The 19,772-nt window shown below is 72.1% G+C and carries 18 protein-coding genes; 13 read left to right on the top strand and 5 right to left on the bottom strand.

Features of this window, described 5'->3' with window-relative positions; genetic code table 11:
* The first annotated feature begins 38 nt into the window (after positions 1-38).
* Positions 39-689, top strand: coding sequence for a leucine efflux protein LeuE (gene leuE, locus ACIRS4_RS13405; protein WP_404194294.1), 651 nt, complete (start codon positions 39-41; stop codon positions 687-689).
* 193 nt (positions 690-882) lie between these two features.
* On the opposite strand, the gene ACIRS4_RS13400 is transcribed toward leuE, so the two are convergent.
* Together ACIRS4_RS13400 and ACIRS4_RS13395 are read right to left on the bottom strand one after the other, a co-directional pair.
* Entirely contained in the window at positions 883-1,164 is a 282-nt protein-coding gene (locus tag ACIRS4_RS13400) for a DUF3253 domain-containing protein (protein WP_404194292.1), read from the bottom strand.
* Between the two features lie 55 nt (positions 1,165-1,219).
* The gene (locus ACIRS4_RS13395; protein ID WP_404194290.1) at positions 1,220-1,762 is read right to left on the bottom strand and encodes a hypothetical protein; all 543 of its coding nucleotides are present in this window, start codon (positions 1,760-1,762) and stop codon (positions 1,220-1,222) included.
* 458 nt (positions 1,763-2,220) lie between these two features.
* Between ACIRS4_RS13395 and ACIRS4_RS13390 the strand changes: the two genes are divergently transcribed.
* The 8 genes from ACIRS4_RS13390 to ACIRS4_RS13355 all read left to right on the top strand — a co-directional run bounded on the left by ACIRS4_RS13390 (position 2,221) and on the right by ACIRS4_RS13355 (position 11,657).
* The gene (locus ACIRS4_RS13390) at positions 2,221-3,327 is read left to right on the top strand and encodes an NAD(P)/FAD-dependent oxidoreductase (RefSeq protein WP_404194287.1); all 1,107 of its coding nucleotides are present in this window, start codon (positions 2,221-2,223) and stop codon (positions 3,325-3,327) included.
* A 165-nt stretch (positions 3,328-3,492) separates the two neighbouring features.
* Complete coding sequence (locus ACIRS4_RS13385; RefSeq protein WP_404194284.1) at positions 3,493-3,882, top strand: cell division protein SepF; 390 nt, start codon at positions 3,493-3,495, stop codon at positions 3,880-3,882.
* Between the two features lie 88 nt (positions 3,883-3,970).
* A complete protein-coding gene (locus ACIRS4_RS13380) occupies positions 3,971-4,297 on the top strand; it encodes a nucleotide pyrophosphohydrolase (RefSeq protein ID WP_404194281.1) in 327 nt (108 codons plus the stop codon).
* A 230-nt stretch (positions 4,298-4,527) separates the two neighbouring features.
* Positions 4,528-4,986, top strand: coding sequence for a DUF6099 family protein (locus ACIRS4_RS13375; protein WP_404194279.1), 459 nt, complete (start codon positions 4,528-4,530; stop codon positions 4,984-4,986).
* A gap of 399 nt (positions 4,987-5,385) precedes the next feature.
* The gene (locus tag ACIRS4_RS13370) at positions 5,386-6,309 is read left to right on the top strand and encodes an LLM class F420-dependent oxidoreductase (protein ID WP_404194278.1); all 924 of its coding nucleotides are present in this window, start codon (positions 5,386-5,388) and stop codon (positions 6,307-6,309) included.
* A 225-nt stretch (positions 6,310-6,534) separates the two neighbouring features.
* A complete protein-coding gene (locus tag ACIRS4_RS13365; RefSeq protein ID WP_404194276.1) occupies positions 6,535-7,521 on the top strand; it encodes a DUF4232 domain-containing protein in 987 nt (328 codons plus the stop codon).
* A 111-nt stretch (positions 7,522-7,632) separates the two neighbouring features.
* Positions 7,633-9,102, top strand: a complete 1,470-nt coding sequence (locus ACIRS4_RS13360) for a 3' terminal RNA ribose 2'-O-methyltransferase Hen1 (protein ID WP_404194273.1) — start codon at positions 7,633-7,635, stop codon at positions 9,100-9,102.
* Positions 9,099-11,657: a polynucleotide kinase-phosphatase gene (locus ACIRS4_RS13355; protein ID WP_404194270.1), complete on the top strand. Its 2,559-nt coding sequence runs from the start codon at positions 9,099-9,101 to the stop codon at positions 11,655-11,657. The genes ACIRS4_RS13360 and ACIRS4_RS13355 overlap by 4 nt, the downstream gene beginning before the upstream one ends.
* A gap of 40 nt (positions 11,658-11,697) precedes the next feature.
* Here the strand turns inward: ACIRS4_RS13355 and ACIRS4_RS13350 are convergent, their stop codons facing one another.
* Positions 11,698-12,600 carry a hypothetical protein gene (locus tag ACIRS4_RS13350; protein WP_404194267.1) on the bottom strand — a complete coding sequence of 301 codons (903 nt, stop codon included), beginning with the start codon at positions 12,598-12,600 and terminating at the stop codon, positions 11,698-11,700.
* Positions 12,597-13,808: an SPFH domain-containing protein gene (locus tag ACIRS4_RS13345; protein WP_404194264.1), complete on the bottom strand. Its 1,212-nt coding sequence runs from the start codon at positions 13,806-13,808 to the stop codon at positions 12,597-12,599. The genes ACIRS4_RS13350 and ACIRS4_RS13345 overlap by 4 nt, the downstream gene beginning before the upstream one ends.
* A 152-nt stretch (positions 13,809-13,960) precedes the next feature.
* Here ACIRS4_RS13345 and ACIRS4_RS13340 point away from each other — a divergent pair, with 152 nt between their 5' ends.
* From ACIRS4_RS13340 to ACIRS4_RS13330, 3 genes are all read left to right on the top strand, one after another.
* Complete coding sequence (locus tag ACIRS4_RS13340) at positions 13,961-15,184, top strand: arginine deiminase (protein WP_404194261.1); 1,224 nt, start codon at positions 13,961-13,963, stop codon at positions 15,182-15,184.
* Between the two features lie 138 nt (positions 15,185-15,322).
* The gene (argF, locus tag ACIRS4_RS13335; RefSeq protein WP_404194258.1) at positions 15,323-16,330 is read left to right on the top strand and encodes an ornithine carbamoyltransferase; all 1,008 of its coding nucleotides are present in this window, start codon (positions 15,323-15,325) and stop codon (positions 16,328-16,330) included.
* 104 nt (positions 16,331-16,434) lie between these two features.
* Positions 16,435-17,904, top strand: a complete 1,470-nt coding sequence (locus tag ACIRS4_RS13330; protein WP_404194256.1) for an amino acid permease — start codon at positions 16,435-16,437, stop codon at positions 17,902-17,904.
* On the opposite strand, the gene ACIRS4_RS13325 is transcribed toward ACIRS4_RS13330, so the two are convergent.
* Positions 17,858-18,316 (bottom strand): ATP-binding protein, encoded by a 459-nt coding sequence (locus tag ACIRS4_RS13325; protein ID WP_404194254.1) that lies wholly within the window; start codon positions 18,314-18,316, stop codon positions 17,858-17,860. The genes ACIRS4_RS13330 and ACIRS4_RS13325 overlap by 47 nt on opposite strands.
* A gap of 320 nt (positions 18,317-18,636) precedes the next feature.
* Here ACIRS4_RS13325 and ACIRS4_RS13320 point away from each other — a divergent pair, with 320 nt between their 5' ends.
* Positions 18,637-19,464, top strand: a complete 828-nt coding sequence (locus ACIRS4_RS13320; RefSeq protein WP_404194252.1) for an enoyl-CoA hydratase family protein — start codon at positions 18,637-18,639, stop codon at positions 19,462-19,464.
* The last annotated feature ends 308 nt before the right edge of the window (positions 19,465-19,772 follow it).

Raw genomic sequence — 19,772 nt, 5'->3', positions numbered from 1 at the left:
CGACGAACGGGTCGTACCCCCGTGCCACACTGATGCCCATGTTCGGAGTCGTCGATCTTCCCACCTACCTGGCGGGACTTGCCCTGATTGTTCTCCTCCCCGGGCCCAACTCCCTGTACGTGCTGTCCGTCGCCGCGCGACGCGGGGTGCGCGCCGGATACAGGGCTGCGGCCGGCGTCTGGGCCGGGGACGCCGTGCTGATGGTTCTCTCCGCAGCCGGGGTGGCTTCGCTGCTCCAGGCCAACGCCGTGTTGTTCGCGATCGTGAGATACGCCGGAGCCGGCTATCTGACCTGGCTGGCGATCGGGATGCTGCGGGCCGCCTGGGAGATGTGGCGCACGCGCCGGGAGCGGATGCATGCGGAGGAGGGCCCCGCCCCGGTGCTCGACGAGCGGCCGTTCCGGCGGGCGCTGGTCGTCAGCCTGTTCAACCCCAAGGCGATCTTGTTCTTCGTCGCCTTCTTCGTGCAGTTCGTCGACCCGGGGTATGCCTACCCGGCGCTCTCCTTCGTCGTCCTCGGGATGTTCGCCCAGCTCGCCAGCGTGCTGTACCTGAGCGTTCTGATCTTCGGCGGGACCAGGCTGGCCGCCGCCTTCCGGCGTCGCAAGCGGTTGGCGGCGGGGGCCGCCTCGGCGGCCGGTGCGCTGTTCCTCGGCTTCGCGGTGAAGCTGTCCCTCGCCGGCGCCTGACCCCCGCAGGCCCCTTCACGGACCCGCTGAGGCCAACTCGACGATCACCCCATGGGGTACCCCCTTCTGGTGCGGCGTTCCCACAGTCGAAGAAGGTAGGAGGTGCCGTTATCGGGGGGTTATCGCCCGGGTGCGTGAGGGAGACGCTGCCGAGGCGAGGCCCCCCGCGGCGCCGGCGGCGGCAGCCATCGGGTCACGGCGTGCGCGGTGCGCGGCGGATGCGGAGGGGGCCGTGTGCCTCTGTCTCCGTGACGGGCCTGCCTGCCTGGGTCACCTCGGCCTTGCCGGCCGCCACCAGCCGCCAGGCCGCCCGCCGGGTGGGTTCCATCAAGTCCCGCCAGCCCTCGTCGTCGCCTTCGTAGGCTTCACGTGCGGCGTCCGACGGGCAGATGGAGGCAGTGGCCGCGCGTCGCTCCAGCAGGTCCATGATGACCTGCTCCAGCCGTCCGGCGAGCTGCCGATCCGTCTCCGCCACGCATCCAGTGTGGCCCGCATTCCGTCACTTCGCCGGTTCCGACAGCCCCGGGACGTCAGTCCCAGCAGCCGGTCTTCGCACCGTCCGTCTCGGAGCCGACCTCCATCTCGAATCCTGCGCCCGAGTCGAACTCCGGCCCGGCGTCGTAGTCGTACTCGATCTTCAGATGGCCGGCCGTGGTGAACCGCAGGGTCAGCATCAGGGCGTCGCCGTCGCCGCCCTTGGTGAAGCACAGTCCCGCCACCGTTTCGGGGGTGCCGAGGCCCGCAGGGGCGGACGGCAGGTGCCAGCCGTCCGCCTTGGCGGTGGCGCGGTAGAAGTCGACGACCTTCTGCCGGGGGCCGGGGAAGGCGTAGACACGCGCCGCGTAGAGCCAGGCGTCGCCGGTGTCGTCGACGCATCGCGCGTCGACCTGGTCGAGCCCCTTCGGGGCGGTCGCCCCCTCGGGAGCGGAGTCGAGGATGGGCTGGGAGCGCAGGTCCTTCAGCCGTGTCGCGGTCTCCTCGCAGGTGTTGAACGGGGAGAGGACGGAGCAACCGGTCAGGCCCACGGTGAGCAGGGCGGTGGCCAGGAGCAGGGCGAGCGTCCGGGGCGGCATGGGATCCGGTCTCCCTGGGGTCGTGTGCGGGCAGGCTGCGCGGTCCGGTCGGAGCACGGCGAACGGGCGGCGGCTCCACCGCGTGAGCGTGCGCTCCCGCACCCCGGTCCGGGGCGGACGAGCGAGCGTAGCTTCTCGCGTGTCTCCGGGGCCGTCGAGTGGAGGCTGTGCCGCCATGACCGTGTCTCCGTCGGTCTGTCGGGGGCGCGGTGGGGAAGGCGCTGCGGGTGCCAGGCGTACGGTGGGGGGCCACGCGTCGGCAGCCGAGGCGGCGGCAGCGGGCCGAAGGTCCGTCAGGCGTGCGTCACGGGCGCTGTTTCCGGCCATCACTTCACAGAACGCACACGAACACCCACCCGAACTTTAAACTTCAAGCGCTACGCTCGTCGCGGTCGAGTGCCGGGGGAAACCCACGCCTCCCGGCACTCGCATCCCCCCACGAGGCACAGGAGAGTCATGTGCGCGACGGCGACGTAGTGGTGATCGGCGGCGGCTACGCCGGCGTTCGGCTGGCGAAGCGGCTGGACGCGACGGCGCGGGTCACCCTGGTGGACCGCAAGGAGATCTTCTTCCACCGCATCGCCGCCCTGCGCGCCGGTGTGCGCCCCGAGTGGACGGTGACCCCCTTCATCCCGTACGACCGGCTGCTGCGCAACGGCCGTGTGGTGCTCGGCAAGGCGGTCCGGGTCGACACCGTCGAACGGCAGGTGGTCCTGGCCACCGGCGAGCGGCTCCCCTACGACGTGGTGGTGATCGCCACCGGGGCCGACTACCCGGAGCCGGCCCGCTTCCTCGGCACCACCACGGAGGAGGCGGTCAAGGCGTTCGCCGCGCACCAGCAGAGCATCGCCGCCGCCGAGCACGTCCTCGTCGTCGGCGGTGGGCCCTCCGGCGTCGAGCTCAGCGCCGAGATCCGTCTCGCCCGGCCCGACGCGCGTGTCACGCTGGCCCACTCGGGGCCGGCGCTGCTCGGCTCCGCCGGGTGCGAGAAGGCCTCGCGCAAGACCCAGGCCTGGCTGGAGGACCACGGTGTGGAGGTGCGGCTCGACTCCTTCATGTCCCCGGGCCACGAATTCGGCTCCTACCGAGACGCCCGCGGCGGCGTCATCGAGGCCGACCTGTCGTTCTGGGCCACCGGCACCACCCCCAACACCCTGTGGCTTCGGCTCGCCGGACACGGGGACTGGCTCAACCCCTCCGGACACATCAAGGTCGACCGGTCGCTGCGGGTCGAGGGGCGGCTGGACGTGTTCGCCGTCGGCGACGTGAACGACGCGACCGAGCTCAAGGTCACCCCGGCCGCGCTCGCCCAGGCCGACCTCGCCGCCTGGAACATCCGCACCTACCTGAACAGCGCCGGCCGCCATCGCAGGGAGCCCCGCCATTACCGGCCGGTCCACCGCACGCCGGTGATCGTGCCGTTCGGGCCGGCCGACGGGCTGACGATGCTGCCGGTGCCGGGCGGCGAGACCGCGGTCCTCGGCGGCCGTACGTCCGTCCTGGCCAAGGCGAAGACTCTCATGACCCCGTACATGCGACGTCAGCTCGGCTACACCGCGTCCTGAAACCCCCGTCGGCCGACGCCAGGAGCGCCCGCGCGTACGGGGCTGACAACCCGCCTGAACAGGGCCGCGCGGTCGCGGTCCGTGTCGCTGTTGGGCCGAACGGGTGACTTGGCGTAAGAATTGGCTGGTGCAGGCAATGAGTGCGAGTCAGTTCTGGGGGTCCCGGTGAACCGGTACGACGTCACCGATGAACAGTGGGAGGGGCTCGCTCAGGTCGTTCCGTTGCGCGGCCGGGACGCCTGGCCGTCGGCGGTGAACCACCGCTCGCTGCCCGAGGCGGCGACGGAGACCCGGCGGCGGTTCGTCGTGCTGCGGGTCAACGTCTTCGCGGACGCCCGGGACGTAGCGGAGACGCTGATGGCGGGCATCCCGGTGCTGCTCGACCTGACCAGCGCGGAGACGGAGGTCGCCAAGCGCGTCCTGGACTTCTCCACGGGCGTCGTCTTCGGCCTGGCCAGCGGGATGCACCGGGTCGACCGGAACGTGTTCCTGCTGACCCCGGCGGGGACGGAGGTGAGCGGGCTCATGGGCGAGGCCGGGGTTCCAGGGGTGTGAGCGGCCCACCCCGTGCCCACGGGGTACGACCGGGAGGGCGGGCAGGGAGCTGCCTGTCCCTCGTCGTCACGGTGGTACACCTGGAACCGTGACAGAACACCTCGACGTGGCGAAGCTGCAGCGCAGGCTGGCCGAGTTCGCGGCCGCGCGGAACTGGCAGCCGTACCACACCCCCAAGAACCTCGTCTCCGCGCTCAGCGTCGAGGCGTCCGAACTGGTCGAGATCTTCCAGTGGTTGACCCCGGAGGAGTCGGCCCGGGTGATGGAGGAGCCGGACACCGCGCACCGGGTGACCGACGAGGTCGCCGATGTGCTCGCGTATCTGCTGCAGTTGTGCGAGGTGCTCGGCATCGACCCGCTGGCGGCGCTCGACGCGAAGATCGACCGCAACGAGCGGCGGTTTCCGGCGCCGTGAGCGAGCGGTCGTTCACCGCGCCCTGAACGAGCGCCGGTTCACGGCGTCGTCGGGCACCGCGACACCTCGATGTCACTCTCCGGAGTTGTTCGAGGGGTCGAAACCGATTTGTTGTCCGCAGATTTCCGCCTTCCTCTGGCTTTTCGCCCCACACGCCTTCACTCTGGGTAGTGGACAACGGAGTTCGGGCGGACGTGCGAGAGGCGCGTCCGGACAGACGGGGGCGGCCCATGGACGCGGTGCGGCTCATATCGATGAGCAGACGTGCTCTCTCAGGCGGCGACGGATCTCGGACACTCGAGGAGGTATGGCAGGCGCAGGCGCTGGCCCAGGCGATCGGCAGTCGACTCGCGGTCTCGGGTCCGCCCGAACTGCGCGGTGAGGCGCTGGGGTTGACCGAGCTGGCGGGTCGGGGCTGCGGGGTGCTGGACGCCCCGGACCTCGACCCCGGCGACCTGCGGGCCGCGCAGCTCACGGAACTGGACGACGCCCGCGAGGCGCTGCTCTGCCTGGGCGTGCTGCTGACCGACGTCGGCATCGCTCTCGTCGGTCTGGCCAGCGCGGCGGCCGACGAGGGCACGTACTGGCAGTGCATGGAAGCCATCGACGCGGCGGACGAGTCCCGGGACCGGGTCCGGGAGATGCTGCGCAAGCTGGCGGCACGGGAAGGAGCGCTGCGGGAGCGGTGAGGCCGCGGGGCCCGGCGGGGCGGCGAGTGCGGGCCCGGCTGGGTGACGGGCGCAAGGCCGGGAGGAGCGGCTAGCGCGGGCCCGGCGGGGCGACGGGTGCGGGGTCGGGAGGAGTGGCGGGTGCGGGCTCGGCGGGGTGTCGGGTGCGGGGTCGGGAGGAGTGGCGGGTGCGGGCCCGGCTGGGTGACGGGCGCAAGGCCGGGAGGAGTGGCGGGTGCAGGCTCGGCGGGGTGACGGGCGCGGGGTTGGAGGGGCGGCGGGCGTGGGGCCACGGCCCCTCCGGCCCCCGCCCCCTCGTCTCGCCGGCCTGCTGCCCGAGGGGTCGCCGGGGCCGCTGAGCGCGGTGGGGCCGACGGGTCGCCCGGTCGCCTCGGACACGTCGGGTGCAGGATGGAGACCATGGATCTGCGCATCTTCACCGAGCCCCAGCAGGGCGCTACCTACGACACTCTCCTCGCCGCGGCGAAGGCCACCGAGGATCTGGGCTTCGACGCCTTCTTCCGCAGCGACCACTATCTGAAAATGGGCGATGTGGACGGCCTCCCCGGCCCCACGGACGCCTGGATCACCCTCGCCGGACTCGCCCGGGAGACCAGCCGCATCCGCCTCGGCACGCTGATGACCGCCGCCACCTTCCGCCTCCCCGGCGTCCTCGCCATCCAGGTCGCGCAGGTGGATCAGATGTCCGGCGGCCGGGTCGAACTCGGCCTGGGCGCGGGCTGGTTCGAGGAGGAGCACACGGCGTACGGCATCCCGTTCCCGAAGGAGAAGTTCGCCCGCCTGGAGGAGCAGCTGGCGATCGTCACCGGCCTGTGGGGCACGGACGCCGGCCAGACCTTCGACTTCCAGGGCGACTACTACCAGCTCAAGGACTCGCCCGCGCTGCCCAAGCCCGCCCAGTCGAAGATCCCCGTGCTGGTCGGCGGCCACGGTGCGAGCCGTACGCCGCGGCTGGCCGCCCGGTACGCCGACGAGTTCAACATGCCGTTCGGCTCGGTCGAGGACACCGAGCGGCAGTTCGGGCGCGTCCGGGCCGCCGCCGAGGCCGCGGGTCGCCCGGCGGACGCGATCACCTACTCCAACGTCCTCGTGGCCTGCGTCGGCAAGGACGACGCGGAGGTCGCCCGCCGCGCCGCCGCGATCGGCCGCGAGGTGGACGAGCTGAAGGCCAACGGTCTGGCCGGCAGTCCGGCCGAGGTCGTCGACAAGATCGGCCGCTACATCGAGACCGGCTCGCAGCGGATGTACTTCCAGATCCTCGACGTGCACGATCTGGACCACCTGGAGCTGATCTCCGCCGAGGTGCAGGCGCAGCTGCCGTAACGCCTCCGGCGGATCGCCGCCGGGCTCGCCGTCCGTCGGCCGCCGCGTTCGGGGTGTCGAACCCCTCCGCCCGGAACCCTCTCCGTTCGAACCCCCTCCGTCCGGAACCCCCGTCGTCCGACACCCCGAACGCCGCGCATCCCCACCCCGGCCTGTGACACTCCTGTGACCGGAACTATGGCCTCCACCACAGTCGTCGGCGCACCGCCCTGATGAGGTGGCCGGATGCGCAGACCCGCCCCCCTCCTCGTCCCGGCCCTCGCAGCCGTCCTCCTGCTCTCGGCGTGCGGATCGGAACGCGCCGGCGACCGGAACAGCGGCCCCCGCGCGGCCGCGCAGCCGTCTCTGATCCAGGTGAGCGAGCCCGCCGTCGACGGTGTGCGGATCGTCGCGCTGGCGATCCCGTCGGACTCCCCTTCTCCCACTGAATCCGCCTCGCACTCGCCCTCGCCTTCACCCTCCCCCTCCGAGCCGAGCGACTTCCGGGTCACCCCCGACCGGCTCGACCGCCCCGCAGAGCCCCGCGACTTGGGCGTCCACGCCGTCTACGAGGTCACCAACGAGAGCTCCGAGGCGCTCACGTACACCATCGCCTTCGCCTTCACGAACAGCACGGGCGAGGTGATGGACACCAGGCGGGAGACCGTGAGCGCGGTCGCCCCCGGCAAGACCGTGCGCTCGCAGGTGGAGCTGGGCGACCTCGCGCCCGGCGCGTCCCCCGTGACCCGGGTGAAGATCGCCGGCGTCACCAAGGTCCCCGCAGCCGAGGCGCCCGGCGGGACCGGCGACTGCCCCGCCTCCGGGACCCGCCTGTGGGCCGACGAGGGCGACGCCGCCATGGGCCTGCGTGTCGTCGGACTGCATGTGGAGTACTGCGGGAAAGGCGAGTACACGGTCGAGGGCTACCCGCTGCTGGAGCTGCTGGACGACGACCGCGAACCGGTGGACGGCGTGAAGATCCTCAAGGGCAGCAAGGAGATCACCACCGGCCTCGGAGACGACGAGGCGCCCCGGCCGGTCACCCTGAAGTCCGGCGAGACAGCGATCGCTCGCCTGGTGTGGCGCAACACCACCGGGTTCGGCACCCCCGTGAACGTCCCGTACGTCCGGGTCCGCGCCAAGGCCGGGGCCGCACCGGTGACGGTGACGCCCCGGCTCGACCTCGGCACGACCGGCAAGCTCGGCGTCACGCCCTGGCAGCGGCCCGGGTAGCGGCCCCGGAAAATACGGGGTGCGGTCGTGCCGTCCCTCGGTACGTTGGTGCCGCGCACAAGCGCACCACCAGCGCTTTCGCTCCCTCCGAACCCTTTCGAGGCGACTCACGTGTTCCTGACGATCAGCACCACCGGCACCCCCGAACGCCCCGCCACCGATCTGGGCTTCCTGCTGCACAAGCATCCCGACAAGTCGCAGGCGTTCTCCACCTCCTACGGCCGGGCGTACGTCCTCTACCCCGAGGCGGACACCCAGCGCTGCACGGCGGCGCTGCTGCTGGAGGTGGACGCCGTGGCGCTGGTCAGGCGCGGCAAGGGCAAGGGGCGCGGAGGCGCTCCCGACGCCGCGCTCGCGCAGTACGTCAACGACCGTCCGTACGCGGCTTCTTCACTGCTCGCGGTCGCGTTGAGCGCGGTGTTCTCCAGCGCCATGCGAGGCGTGTGCGCCGCCAAGCCCGAACTCCCCTCACAGTCACGGCCGTTGCGGATCGAGGTGCCGGTGCTGCCCGCGCGCGGCGGCCCCGGGCTCGTACGGAGTCTCTTCGAGCCGCTCGGCTGGACGGTGGACGTCGAGCCGGTCGCCCTGGACGCCGAGTTCCCCGAGTGGGGCGACTCGCGGTACGTCCGTCTCGTCCTGGAGTCGCAGACGCTGACCCTCGCCGAATCCCTGCGGCACCTGTACGTGCTGCTGCCGGTCCTCGACGACGCCAAGCACTACTGGGTCGCCTCCGACGAGGTCGACAAGCTGCTGCGGGCCGGTGAGGGCTGGCTTCCCGAGCACCCCGAGCAGAAGCTGATCACCAGCCGGTACCTCTCCCGCCGCTGGTCGCTGACCCGGCAGGCGATGGAGCGGCTGGAGCTGGTGCGGCTCGCCGAGGCCGACGACAGCGAGGTCGAGGAGATCGACAACGCGGTCGCGGCGGGGACCGAGACGGAGGAGAAGCCGACGCCGCTCGCCGTGCAGCGCCGGGAGGCGATCCTCGCCGCGCTCGGCGCGTCCGGCGCCGCCCGGGTGCTCGACCTCGGCTGTGGGCAGGGCCAGTTGGTGCAGGCGCTGCTCAAGGAGCCGAAGTTCACCGAGATCGTCGGCGTCGACGTGTCGATGCGCGCGCTCACCATCGCCTCGCGCCGGCTGAAGCTGGACCGCATGGGCGAGCGTCAGGCATCGCGCGTCAAGCTGATGCAGGGCTCCCTGGCCTACACCGACAACCGGCTCAAGGGCTACGACGCGGCCGTGCTCAGCGAGGTGATCGAGCACCTCGACCTGCCCAGGCTGCCCGCCCTGGAGTACGCGGTGTTCGGCGCTGCCCGCCCGCGCACGGTCCTGGTGACCACCCCGAACGTCGAGTACAACGTCCGCTGGGAGTCCCTCCCGGCCGGACACGTCAGGCACGGCGACCACCGTTTCGAGTGGACCCGCGAGGAGTTCCGCGCCTGGGCGCGCTCCGTGGCCGAACGGCACGGCTACGAGGCCGCTTTCGTGCCGGTCGGACCGGACGACCCCGAGGTCGGACCCCCCACCCAGATGGCCGTGTTCACCCTGAGCGCCGGCAACGAGAAGGAGGCGAAGGCGGCATGACCGACACCGAGCTTTCCGTTCCCGCGAAGCGGGGCCGTGTCCTGCCCGTCACCGACCTCTCCCTCGTCGTGCTCGTCGGCGCCTCCGGCTCGGGCAAGTCCACCTTCGCCCGCCGGCACTTCAAGCCGACCGAGATCATCTCGTCCGACTTCTGCCGCGGTCTGGTCTCCGACGACGAGAACGACCAGAGCGCATCGCGGGACGCCTTCGACGTCCTGCACTACATCGCCGGCAAGCGGCTCGCGGCGGGCCGGCGCACCGTCGTCGACGCGACCAGCGTGCAGCAGGAGTCCCGACGGCAGTTGATCGAGCTGGCCAGGCAGTACGACGTGCTGCCCATCGCGATCGTCCTGGACGTGCCGGAGTCGGTGTGCGCCGAACGCAACGCGGGCCGCGCCGACCGCGCGGACCTGCCCCGCCGGGTCGTCCAGCGCCACACCCGTGAACTGCGCCGCTCTCTGAGGCACTTGGAGCGCGAGGGCTTCCGCAAGGTGCATGTGCTGCGCGGCGTCGAGGAGGTCGAGCACGCCACCGTCGTCACGGAGAAGCGCTTCAACGACCTGACGCACCTCACCGGTCCCTTCGACATCGTCGGCGACATCCACGGCTGCGCCGCCGAACTGGAGTCACTGCTGGGCAAGTTGGGCTACGCCGACGGCGTCCACCCCGAGGGGCGCACCGCTGTCTTCGTCGGCGACCTCGTCGACCGCGGCCCGGACAGTCCGGGTGTGCTGCGCCGCGTGATGTCGATGGTGAAGTCGGGCAACGCCCTGTGCGTGCCCGGCAACCACGAGAACAAGTACGGCCGTCACCTGCGCGGCCGCAAGGTGCAGCACACGCACGGACTCGCCGAGACGATCGCGCAGATGGAGGGCGAGAGCGAGGAGTTCGTCGCCGAGGTGCGGGAGTTCCTCGACGGTCTGGTCAGCCACTACGTGCTGGACGGCGGCAGGCTCGTCGTCTGCCACGCCGGTCTGCCGGAGAAGTACCACGGCCGCACCTCCGGCCGGGTCCGCTCGCACGCGCTGTACGGCGAGACCACCGGGGAGACCGACGAGTTCGGGCTGCCGGTGCGCTACCCGTGGGCGGAGGACTACCGGGGCCGGGCGGCCGTCGTCTACGGCCACACGCCCGTCCCGGAGGCGACCTGGCTCAACAACACCATCTGCCTGGACACGGGCGCCGTGTTCGGCGGCAAGCTGACGGCGCTGCGCTGGCCCGAGCGGGAGCTGGTCGACGTACCGGCCGAGCGGGTCTGGTACGAGCCGACGAAGCCGCTGCGGGCGGAGGCGCCCGGCGGACGGGACGGGCGGCCGCTGGACCTCGCGGACGTCCAGGGCCGGCGGGTCGTCGAGACCCGCCACCAGGGCCGGATCTCGATCCGGGAGGAGAACGCGGCCGCCGCGCTGGAGGTCATGAGCCGGTTCGCCGTCGACCCCCGGCTGCTGCCGTACCTCCCGCCGACCATGGCGCCCACGCCGACCAGCGACGTGGACGGCTACCTGGAGCACCCGGCGGAGGCGTTCGCGCAGTACGCGCGGGACGGCGTCGCGCGGGTCGTGTGCGAGGAGAAGCACATGGGCTCGCGAGCCGTCGCCCTGGTGTGCAGGGACGCGGAGGCGGCGCACCGGCGGTTCGGTGTGGACGGCGTGACGGGCTCCCTCTACACGCGCACCGGCCGTCCGTTCTTCGACGAGAAGTCGATGACCGAGGAGATCCTCGGACGGCTGCGCACGGCCGTCGAGGAGGCGGGCCTGTGGACCGAGCTGGACACGGACTGGCTGCTGCTCGACGCCGAGTTGATGCCGTGGTCGCTGAAGGCGTCCGGTCTGCTGCGCTCGCAGTACGCGGCGGTCGGCGCCGCCTCCGGAGCGGTCCTCCCGGCCGCGCTGAGCGCCCTGGAGGGCGCCGCCGCGCGCGGCGTCGACGTGTCGGACCTGCTGTCCCGGCAGCGTGAACGCGCCGCGGACGCCGCCGCGTTCACACAGGCCTACCGGCGTTACTGCTGGACCACTGAGGGCTTGGACGGCGTCCGCCTGGCGCCGTTCCAGATCCTCGCGGTCCAGGGCCGCAGCCTCGCCGGCATACCCCACGACCACCAGCTGGCCCTGCTGGACCGGCTGGTGGAGCACGACGCGACCGGGCTGCTCCAGACCACCCGACGCCTGTACGTCGACACCGCCGACCCCGAGTCGGTGCGGGCCGGCGTCGACTGGTGGCTGGAGATGACCGGCCGCGGCGGCGAGGGCATGGTCGTCAAGCCGGTCGGCGCGCTGGTCCGCGACGCCGAGGGACGTCTCGTCCAGCCGGGCGTCAAGTGCCGGGGCCGGGAGTACCTGCGGATCATCTACGGCCCGGAGTACACCCGACCCGACAACCTCGACCGGCTGCGCCGGCGCTTCCTGAACCACAAGCGCTCCCTGGCGATCCGGGAGTACGCCCTCGGTCTGGAGGCGCTGGACCGTCTGGGGGAGGGCGAGCCCCTGTGGCGCGTCCACGAGGCGGTCTTCGGGGTCCTGGCCCTGGAGTCGGAGCCGGTCGACCCCCGGCTCTGATCCGAGGCGGAAACGCCGCCCGGCGGGCCCCCGGGCGGCGTCACCCCACCAGCCGCAGCCTCTCCTCGCACACCCCCACCCGCACGCGCTGCCCCCAGGTCAGTTCCAGCGCGTCGCTCTCCATGCCGTCGCCGAAGGCGATCAGCCGCTCCGACTCGACGGTGAGGGTCAGTCGTCGCGCGGCCGACAACTCGCCCGCGACCAGGGACGTCCCCGTCGCCGGGGACGGCCAGGCCTCGCGGACGAACCACAGGAGGCGCTGCTCCGCGGGCTGTGGCAGGTCCGGGCCGGCGCCTCCCCGTTCCTGCCAGACCGAGCGGATCCAGCCGGTCGCCCCCGTGCCGGTGCCGACCAGCACCCCGGAAGAGGCCTGGGCCTCGGCGACACCCCCGTCGCCGTCGAGGCCCAGGCGGTAGCGGGCGGTCTGGTGGCCGGCCGCGCCGAGATAGATCTCGTTGAGGGCCACCAGCCGTTGGGTGTCGTCGGCGACCGCCTCGACCATGGTCAGCTCCGACACCCCCGTGCCGGCCGCGTGGACCGACGTCAGCAGGGCGCCGGCGTCTCGCGGCCGGTGCCGGACCAGGACGCCCGGGTTGCGTCCGGGGTCCGTGTCGATGCCCACCACCGGCTGCCCCGCGAGGTACTTGGCGACGTTCGCCACCAGGCCGTCCTGGCCGACCACCACGACCACGTCCTCGGGGCCGAAGAGGAAACGGTCCAGATCGGCACGCTCCAACAGCATCTGACGCCAGGTCAGAGGCACCGCCGCCGTCACCTCGGCCAGCGCCCGACGGGTGCGCCGGTGGCGTTCGGCGACCTCCTCGATGTCCCGCCCCCGCGAGGCGAGGAAGAAGGCCGCCTGGCCGTGCGTGCCGTGCCGGGCCACCAACTCCTCGTACTCGGTCCTGCGGTGGACCAGGACGGCGCGCGGGGCGAGGCTCACGCCCGGTCCCCGCCGCCGAGCCTGGCCAGCAGGCCGGTCAGCACGTCCGGCGAGATGGTCACGCTGTCGATCTGCGGCAGGTTCTCCGCGAACCGCGTGGCCGCGTGGGCGTGCAGGGTGTCCACGCCGTCGATCCCGGCGTCCGCGTGCACCCGCAGCCAGGCCGCCTGCGCCTGCGCCCGCGCCTCGCCCACCTCGCGCGCCGCCTCCGCCTCAGCGCGGGCGAGCCGTACGCAACGGACCGCCTCCGCGTCGGCGAGGGCCACCGTGCGGGCCGCCTCCGCCTGGGACAGGCGCTGCGTGCTCTGCGCCTCGGCCTCGGCGAGCCGGAGCTGCTTGGCCGCCTCCGCCTCCGACAGCTTCACCGCCCGCTCGGCCTCCGCCTCGGCGAGCTTCACCGACCGGGCGGCCTCCGCCTCAGCGAGCCGCACCGTGCGCGTCGCCTCCGCCTCGGCCCGCACCTTGTCCGCCGCCGCGCTCTCCTCCGCCTCCCGGCGGGCGTTGGTGCCGCGCTGCTCCACCAACTGCTCCTCGCGGCGCGCGAGTTCGATCTTGCTGGCGAGTTCGTTCTCGGCGATCGTGCGCTCCCGCTCGACCGCGACCGCCCGCCGCTCGTACGTCGCCCGGTCGGCCTCCTGCTGGATCTGCTCCCGGGCCGGCGTGCGCAGCGCCCGCTCCACCTCCGGCTCCGGGCGCAGCGCGACCACCCGCACGGCCACGATCTCGATGCCGGTGGCGGGCAGCCGGGGCTCCGCCGCCAGCCCGGCCGCGACCCGCTCGCGCACCGAGCTCACCCCGTCGACCAGCGCCGCCGACAGCGGCGTGCGCGCCAGGACGTCCAGCGCGTGCTGCTGCGCCGTCTCCGTCAGCAGGGTGCCGAGCTGCTCCAGGGGCGCGCCCCGCCAGACGCCCGTGTCCGGGTCGATGGAGAAATCGAGGCGAGCGGCCGCCACGGCCGGGTCGCTGACGCGGTAGGTGACCGTCGCCTGCACCGCCACGTCCTGGAAGTCCGCCGTGCGGGCCCGGAAGGTCATGGCCAACTCGCGGTCGTCGACCGGCACTTCGGAGAGCGCGGCGCTCAGCGGACGGAACCAGAAGCTGAGCCCTGGCCCGTCGTGCGCCAGCTTGCCGGAGCGGTGGTGACGGATGTGCGCCGTGGGCGCACCCCGCAGATGGCGCCAACCCAGGCGCCGGGTGATGTCGGCCATGGAAGTCCCCCTCGTCCGAACTCACGCGACCCGTTTTTCGTCAGTACGACGATAATAAACGGATCCGCTTGTCGTCAAGCAGACGAGAACAAGCTCGGCCGGAATCGGTCCACAAGCGGGTGAAGGCGGTCCCCGACGGCCAGGATGGAGGCATGGCATTCCATGTCGACTCCGAAGCCGGGCCACTGCGCCGCGTCATCCTGCACCGGCCGGATCTCGAGCTCAAAAGGCTCACGCCCAGCAACAAGGACGCCCTCCTCTTCGACGACGTGCTGTGGGTGCGCCGGGCGCGCGCCGAGCACGACGGCTTCGCGGACGTCCTGCGGGACAGAGGCGTCGCCGTCCACCTCTTCGGCGACCTGCTCACCGAGGCCCTGGACATCCCCGCGGCCAGATCGCTCGTCCTGGACCGGGTCTTCGACGAGAAGGAGTACGGAGTGCTCGCCACCGATCACCTCCGCGCCGCTTTCGAGACCCTGCCCGCCCCCGAGCTCGCCGAGGCGCTCGTCGGCGGCATGACCAAAAGGGAGTTCCTGGAGGAGCACGCGGAACCGACGTCCGTGCGCTTCCATGTCATGGAGCTCGACGACTTCCTTCTGCGCCCCCTGCCCAACCACCTCTTCACCCGCGACACCTCGGCCTGGATCTACGACGGCGTCTCCATCAACGCGATGCGCTGGCCGGCCCGGCAGCGCGAGACCGTGCACTTCGAGGCGATCTACCGGCACCACCCGCTCTTCCGTGCCGAGACCTTCCACCTCTGGTCGGAGGGGCAGGCCGACTACCCCTCCACCATCGAGGGCGGCGACGTCCTCGTCATCGGCAACGGCGCGGTCCTGATCGGCATGAGCGAACGCACCACGCCGCAGGCCGTCGAAATGCTCGCCCACAAACTCTTCGACGCCGGCTCGGCGCAGACCATCGTGGCCCTCGACCTGCCCAAGCGCCGCGCGCTCATGCACCTCGACACCGTGATGACCATGGTCGACGGCGACACCTTCACCCAGTACGCGGGCCTCGGCATGCTCCGCTCGTACACCATCGAGCCGGGCGTCGGCGAGAAGGAGCTCAAGGTCACCGACCATCCGCCGGAGCACATGCACCGTGCGATCGCCGCCGCCCTCGGGCTGAGCGAGATCCGGGTGCTCACCGCCACCCAGGACGTGCACGCCGCCGAGCGGGAGCAGTGGGACGACGGCTGCAACGTCCTCGCCGTCGAGCCCGGCGTCGTCATCGCCTATGAGCGCAACGCCACCACCAACACGCACCTGCGCAAGCAGGGCATCGAGGTGATAGAGATCCCGGGCAGCGAACTGGGCCGGGGGAGGGGCGGACCGCGCTGCATGAGCTGCCCGGTCGAGCGCGGGGCTGTGTGAAGGGGAGCGCGGGGCTGTGAAGGGGAGCGCGCAGCGGTGCGGAACGAACGTGGGCTGCGCGGAACACGGGGCTGTATAGAAATTCCACTTGTCGTATAGACTTCCAGGGTCCTGTTCTCGTACCTATGGAGCGCCCCCATGGCGACGTCCCAGAGCGCCCTCGCCGGCCGCCACTTCCTCAAGGAGCTCGACTTCACGGCCGAGGAGTTCCGCGGCCTGGTCGAGCTGGCCGCCGAACTGAAGGCCGCGAAGAAGGCCGGGACCGAGGACAGGCGGCTGCGCGGCAGGAACATCGCGCTGATCTTCGAGAAGACCTCCACCCGCACCCGCTGCGCGTTCGAGGTCGCCGCAGCCGACCAGGGCGCCTCCACCACCTACCTCGACCCCTCCGGCTCCCAGATCGGGCACAAGGAGTCCGTGAAGGACACCGCCCGCGTGCTGGGCCGGATGTACGACGCGATCGAGTACCGCGGCGACAGCCAGCAGAAGGTGGAGGAGCTCGCCGCGTACGCCGGCGTGCCCGTCTACAACGGGCTCACCGACGACTGGCACCCCACCCAGATGCTCGCCGACGTGCTCACCATGACCGAGCACTCCGCCCGGCCGCTGCACGAGATCGCCTTCGCCTACCTCGGCGACGCCCGCTTCAACATGGGCAACTCCTACCTGGTCACCGGCGCCCTGCTCGGCATGGACGTGCGTATCGTCGCCCCCAAGAGCTACTGGCCCGCCCCGGAGGTCGTCGAGCGGGCACGGGAGCTCGCCGAGACCAGTGGAGCGCGCATCACCCTCACCGAGTCCGTGGCCGACGGCGTGCGGGGCGCCGGCTTCGTCGCCACCGACGTGTGGGTCTCCATGGGCGAGCCCAAGGAGGTCTGGGAGGAGCGCATCGCCGCCCTCGCCCCCTACGCCGTGACCATGGACGTCCTGCGCGCCACCGGCGACCCGGACGTGAAGTTCCTGCACTGCCTGCCGGCCTTCCACGACCTCGGGACCAAGGTCGGCCGCGAGATCCACGAGAGGTACGGGCTGGACTGTCTCGAAGTGACCGACGAGGTGTTCGAGTCGGCCCACTCCGTGGTCTTCGACGAGGCGGAGAACCGTCTGCACACCATCAAGGCTGTGCTCGTCGCCACACTCGCCTGACCGACCTGCCCTTATGCTGTCCGGCGGTCCGGAACCACCCCTTCCGTGACCGTCCCGCGACGACACCCCGTCGCCCCGCATCACCAGAAACGAGCACCACCCGCATGCCCGCTCACCGCATCAAGTCCCCCAGCCGCCTGGTGGCCGAATCAGGCGCCGACCGCGAGGGCCACGGCCTGCGCCGCACCATGGGCCTCTTCCAGCTGGTCTGCTTCGGCCTCGGCGCGATCGTCGGCACCGGCATCTTTGTCGGACTCTCCGACTCGGTCGCCCAGGCCGGCCCGGCCGTCGTCGTCTCCTTCGTCCTCGCCGCGATCACCTGTGTGTTCACCGCGTTCGCGTTCGCCGAGCTGGCCGGCGCGATCCCGGTCTCCGGCTCCTCGTACTCCTTCGCCTACGCGAGCCTCGGCGAGCGCACCGCCTTCCTCGTCGGCTGGTGCCTGCTCCTGGAGTACGGAGTGTCGGTGAGCGCCGTCGCCGTCGGCTGGAGCGAGTACGTCAACGAACTCCTCGACAGCCTCACCGGCCTGCACCTGCCCGCCGCGCTGTCCGCGGGGCCCGGCGAGGGCGGGGTGGTCAACCTCCCGGCCGTGCTCGTCATCGCCATGGCCGCCGTGCTGCTGGTCCGCGGCATCCGCGAGAGCGCCCGGGCCACCGCCGCGATGGCCGTCCTCAAGCTGGCCATCCTCGTCGCGTTCTGCGCGATCGGCTTCAGCGCCTTCAAGGACGGCAACCTCACCCCGTTCACCCCGGCCGGACTCGGCGGCATCGGCGCCGGCACCACCGCCGCCTTCTTCTCCTACATCGGCTTCGACGCCATCACCACGGCCGGCGAGGAGGCCCGCAACCCGCGCCGGGACGTGCCGGTCGCGATCCTCGTCTGCATGGGCCTGGTCACCCTGCTGTACTGCGCTGTCGCGCTCGCCGCGATCGGCGCCGTCGGCGGCGACGAGGTCGCCGGCCGTCCAGCCGCCCTGTCCTACGTCGTCGACAAGGTCACCGGCTCCTCGGTCGGCGGCGGGATCGTCGCCTTCGGCGCGGTCGTCGCGATCGCCTCGGTCGTCCTCGCGGTGATGTACGGGCAGACCCGCATCCTGATGTCGATGGCCCGCGACGGACTCGTCCCGCACGTCTTCGAGAAGGTCTCGCCCCGCACGGCCACGCCCGTCGCGGGCACCCTGATCGTGGCGGTCGTCTTCGCGCTCCCGGCGGCCTTCGCCTCCCTGGACGCCGCGATGAACCTCTGCACCATCGGGACCCTCGCGATCATGGCCGTCGTCAATGTCGCGGTGATCGCCCTGCGCCGCCGCGAGCCGTCCCTGGCCCGCACCTTCCGCGTCCCGCTCTACCCCGTCGTGCCCCTGCTCGGCGTCGCCTTCTGCCTCTACCTGATGTACGAGACGGGATGGGAGACCTGGCTCCAGTTCGCCGTGTTCCTCGCCGCCGGACTCGTGCTGTACGGGGTGTACGGCCGCCGCAACTCCCGTCTCGCCGCGGGCGAGCGCACGGCTGACGAGACCGAGGCCGTCACGCCGGGTGAGGACGCCACTGCCGGGGAACGGCAGCCAGCCTGAACCACACCGCCTTGCCGGTCTCCGTCGGCCGGTGTCCGCAGGACGAGCTGAGGGCGCGGATCAGCAGCAGTCCGCGCCCGTGCTCCTGCCAGGGGTCGGGCTCGACGCCGGGCGGGCGGGTCAGGTCGCCCGGCGGGGCGGGGTCGGGGTCGTGCACCTCCACCTGGCAGCCGGTCGGCTGCAACTCCACCACCAGCTCTATCGGGGCGTCCCCCGAGGTGTGCTCCACGGCGTTCGCCACCAGCTCGGCGGTGAGCAGTTCCGCCGTGTCGCTGTCCGCCCCGTGCTCCAGCTCGGCCAGCGCCGTGCGGATCAGGGCGCGGGCCACCGGCACGGCCGCGGCGGAGTGCGGCAGCGCGATGCGCCAGGAGGCGGGCGAGGCAGGACGTTCGTGCAAGGCGATTCCGTTCATGGCGCAGGTTCCCGTGCTCGACATCAGGCAGTCCTGCTCTCAACTTCCAGGAATGGTACGGCGGCCTCCGGCTCAGGCGCACGAGGGTCGTCGTACGGGGCCGTCGGCCCCGTCACCGGCGGCTTACCCGGCACAACGTCCCCCCTCGCACCCCTGCTCCCGTTGTTACCGCCCTATTGACGAGCGGTGACGCATGTGACGTGGCCCGGTCACGCGGTGACACGTCCGTGGCATACCCGTTCCGGTTATCGCGCACTCCTGACGACAGTCACGCAAGAGTGATAATTTCAAGGAGACCACTCGTCGAGGAGGCCGCCCTCATGAGTCCCTTCACCGGCTCCGCCGCCCGCACCTCCGACTGGCGCCACCTCCGGGTCACCCGGGCCGACGGCATCGCCACCGTCACCCTCGCCCGCCCCGAGAAGCTCAACGCCCTCACCTTCGGCGCCTACGCCGACCTGCGCGACCTGCTCGCCGAACTGTCCCGGGAGCGGTCCGTGCGCGCCCTGGTGCTGGCCGGCGAGGGGCGGGGTTTCTGCTCCGGCGGGGACGTCGAGGAGATCATCGGCGCGACCCTCGCCCTGGACACCGCCCAACTGCTCGACTTCAACCGGATGACGGGGCAGGTCGTACGCGCCGTACGGGAGTGCCCGTTCCCGGTGATCGCGGCGGTGCACGGGGTGGCGGCGGGCGCCGGCGCGGTCCTGGCCCTCGCCGCGGACTTCCGGGTCGCCGACCCCACCGCCCGCTTCGCGTTCCTCTTCACCCGCGTCGGCCTCTCCGGCGGCGACATGGGCGCCGCCTATCTGCTGCCCCGGGTCGTCGGCCTCGGTCACGCCACCCGGCTGCTCATGCTCGGCGAACCCGTGCGGGCGCCCGAGGCCGAGCGGATCGGCCTGATCAGCGAACTCGCCGAGGACGGGGGCGCCGACCAGGCCGCCCAACGCCTCGCCCACCGCCTGGCCGGCGGCCCCGCCCTTGCCTACGCCCAGACGAAGGCCCTGCTGACCGCCGAACTCGACATGCCGCTGGCGGCAGCGGTCGAACTGGACGCCGCCACCCAGGCCCTCCTGATGAACGGCGAGGACTACGCGGAATTCCACGCCGCCTTCACGGCCAAACGCCCCCCGAAGTGGCAGGGCCGCTGATGCCCACGAAGCCCGACGGGACGACGCCCACCCCAGCAGCACAGCCGGCCCCCGCAAAGCCGGACGCGAGGCCACCCACCCCAGCGGCACGGGCGGTGCCCGCGAAGCCCGACGGGAGGCCGTCGACCTCAGGGGCGCGGGGAACTGCGCGACGAGCCACGACGCACCCGCAGCCTGCCACTCCCGGTGCACAGACGGCCCCTGCGAAGCCCGACGCGAGGCCACCCACCCCAGCGGCACGGGCGGTGCCCGCGAAGCCCGACGGGAGGCCGTCGACCTCAGGGGCGCGGGGAACTGCGCGACGAGCC

This window comes from Streptomyces sp. NPDC101166 (assembly GCF_044768125.1).
In the GTDB taxonomy this organism is placed as follows: domain Bacteria; phylum Actinomycetota; class Actinomycetes; order Streptomycetales; family Streptomycetaceae; genus Streptomyces.
This window is presented reverse-complemented; position numbering and strand designations above follow the sequence as displayed.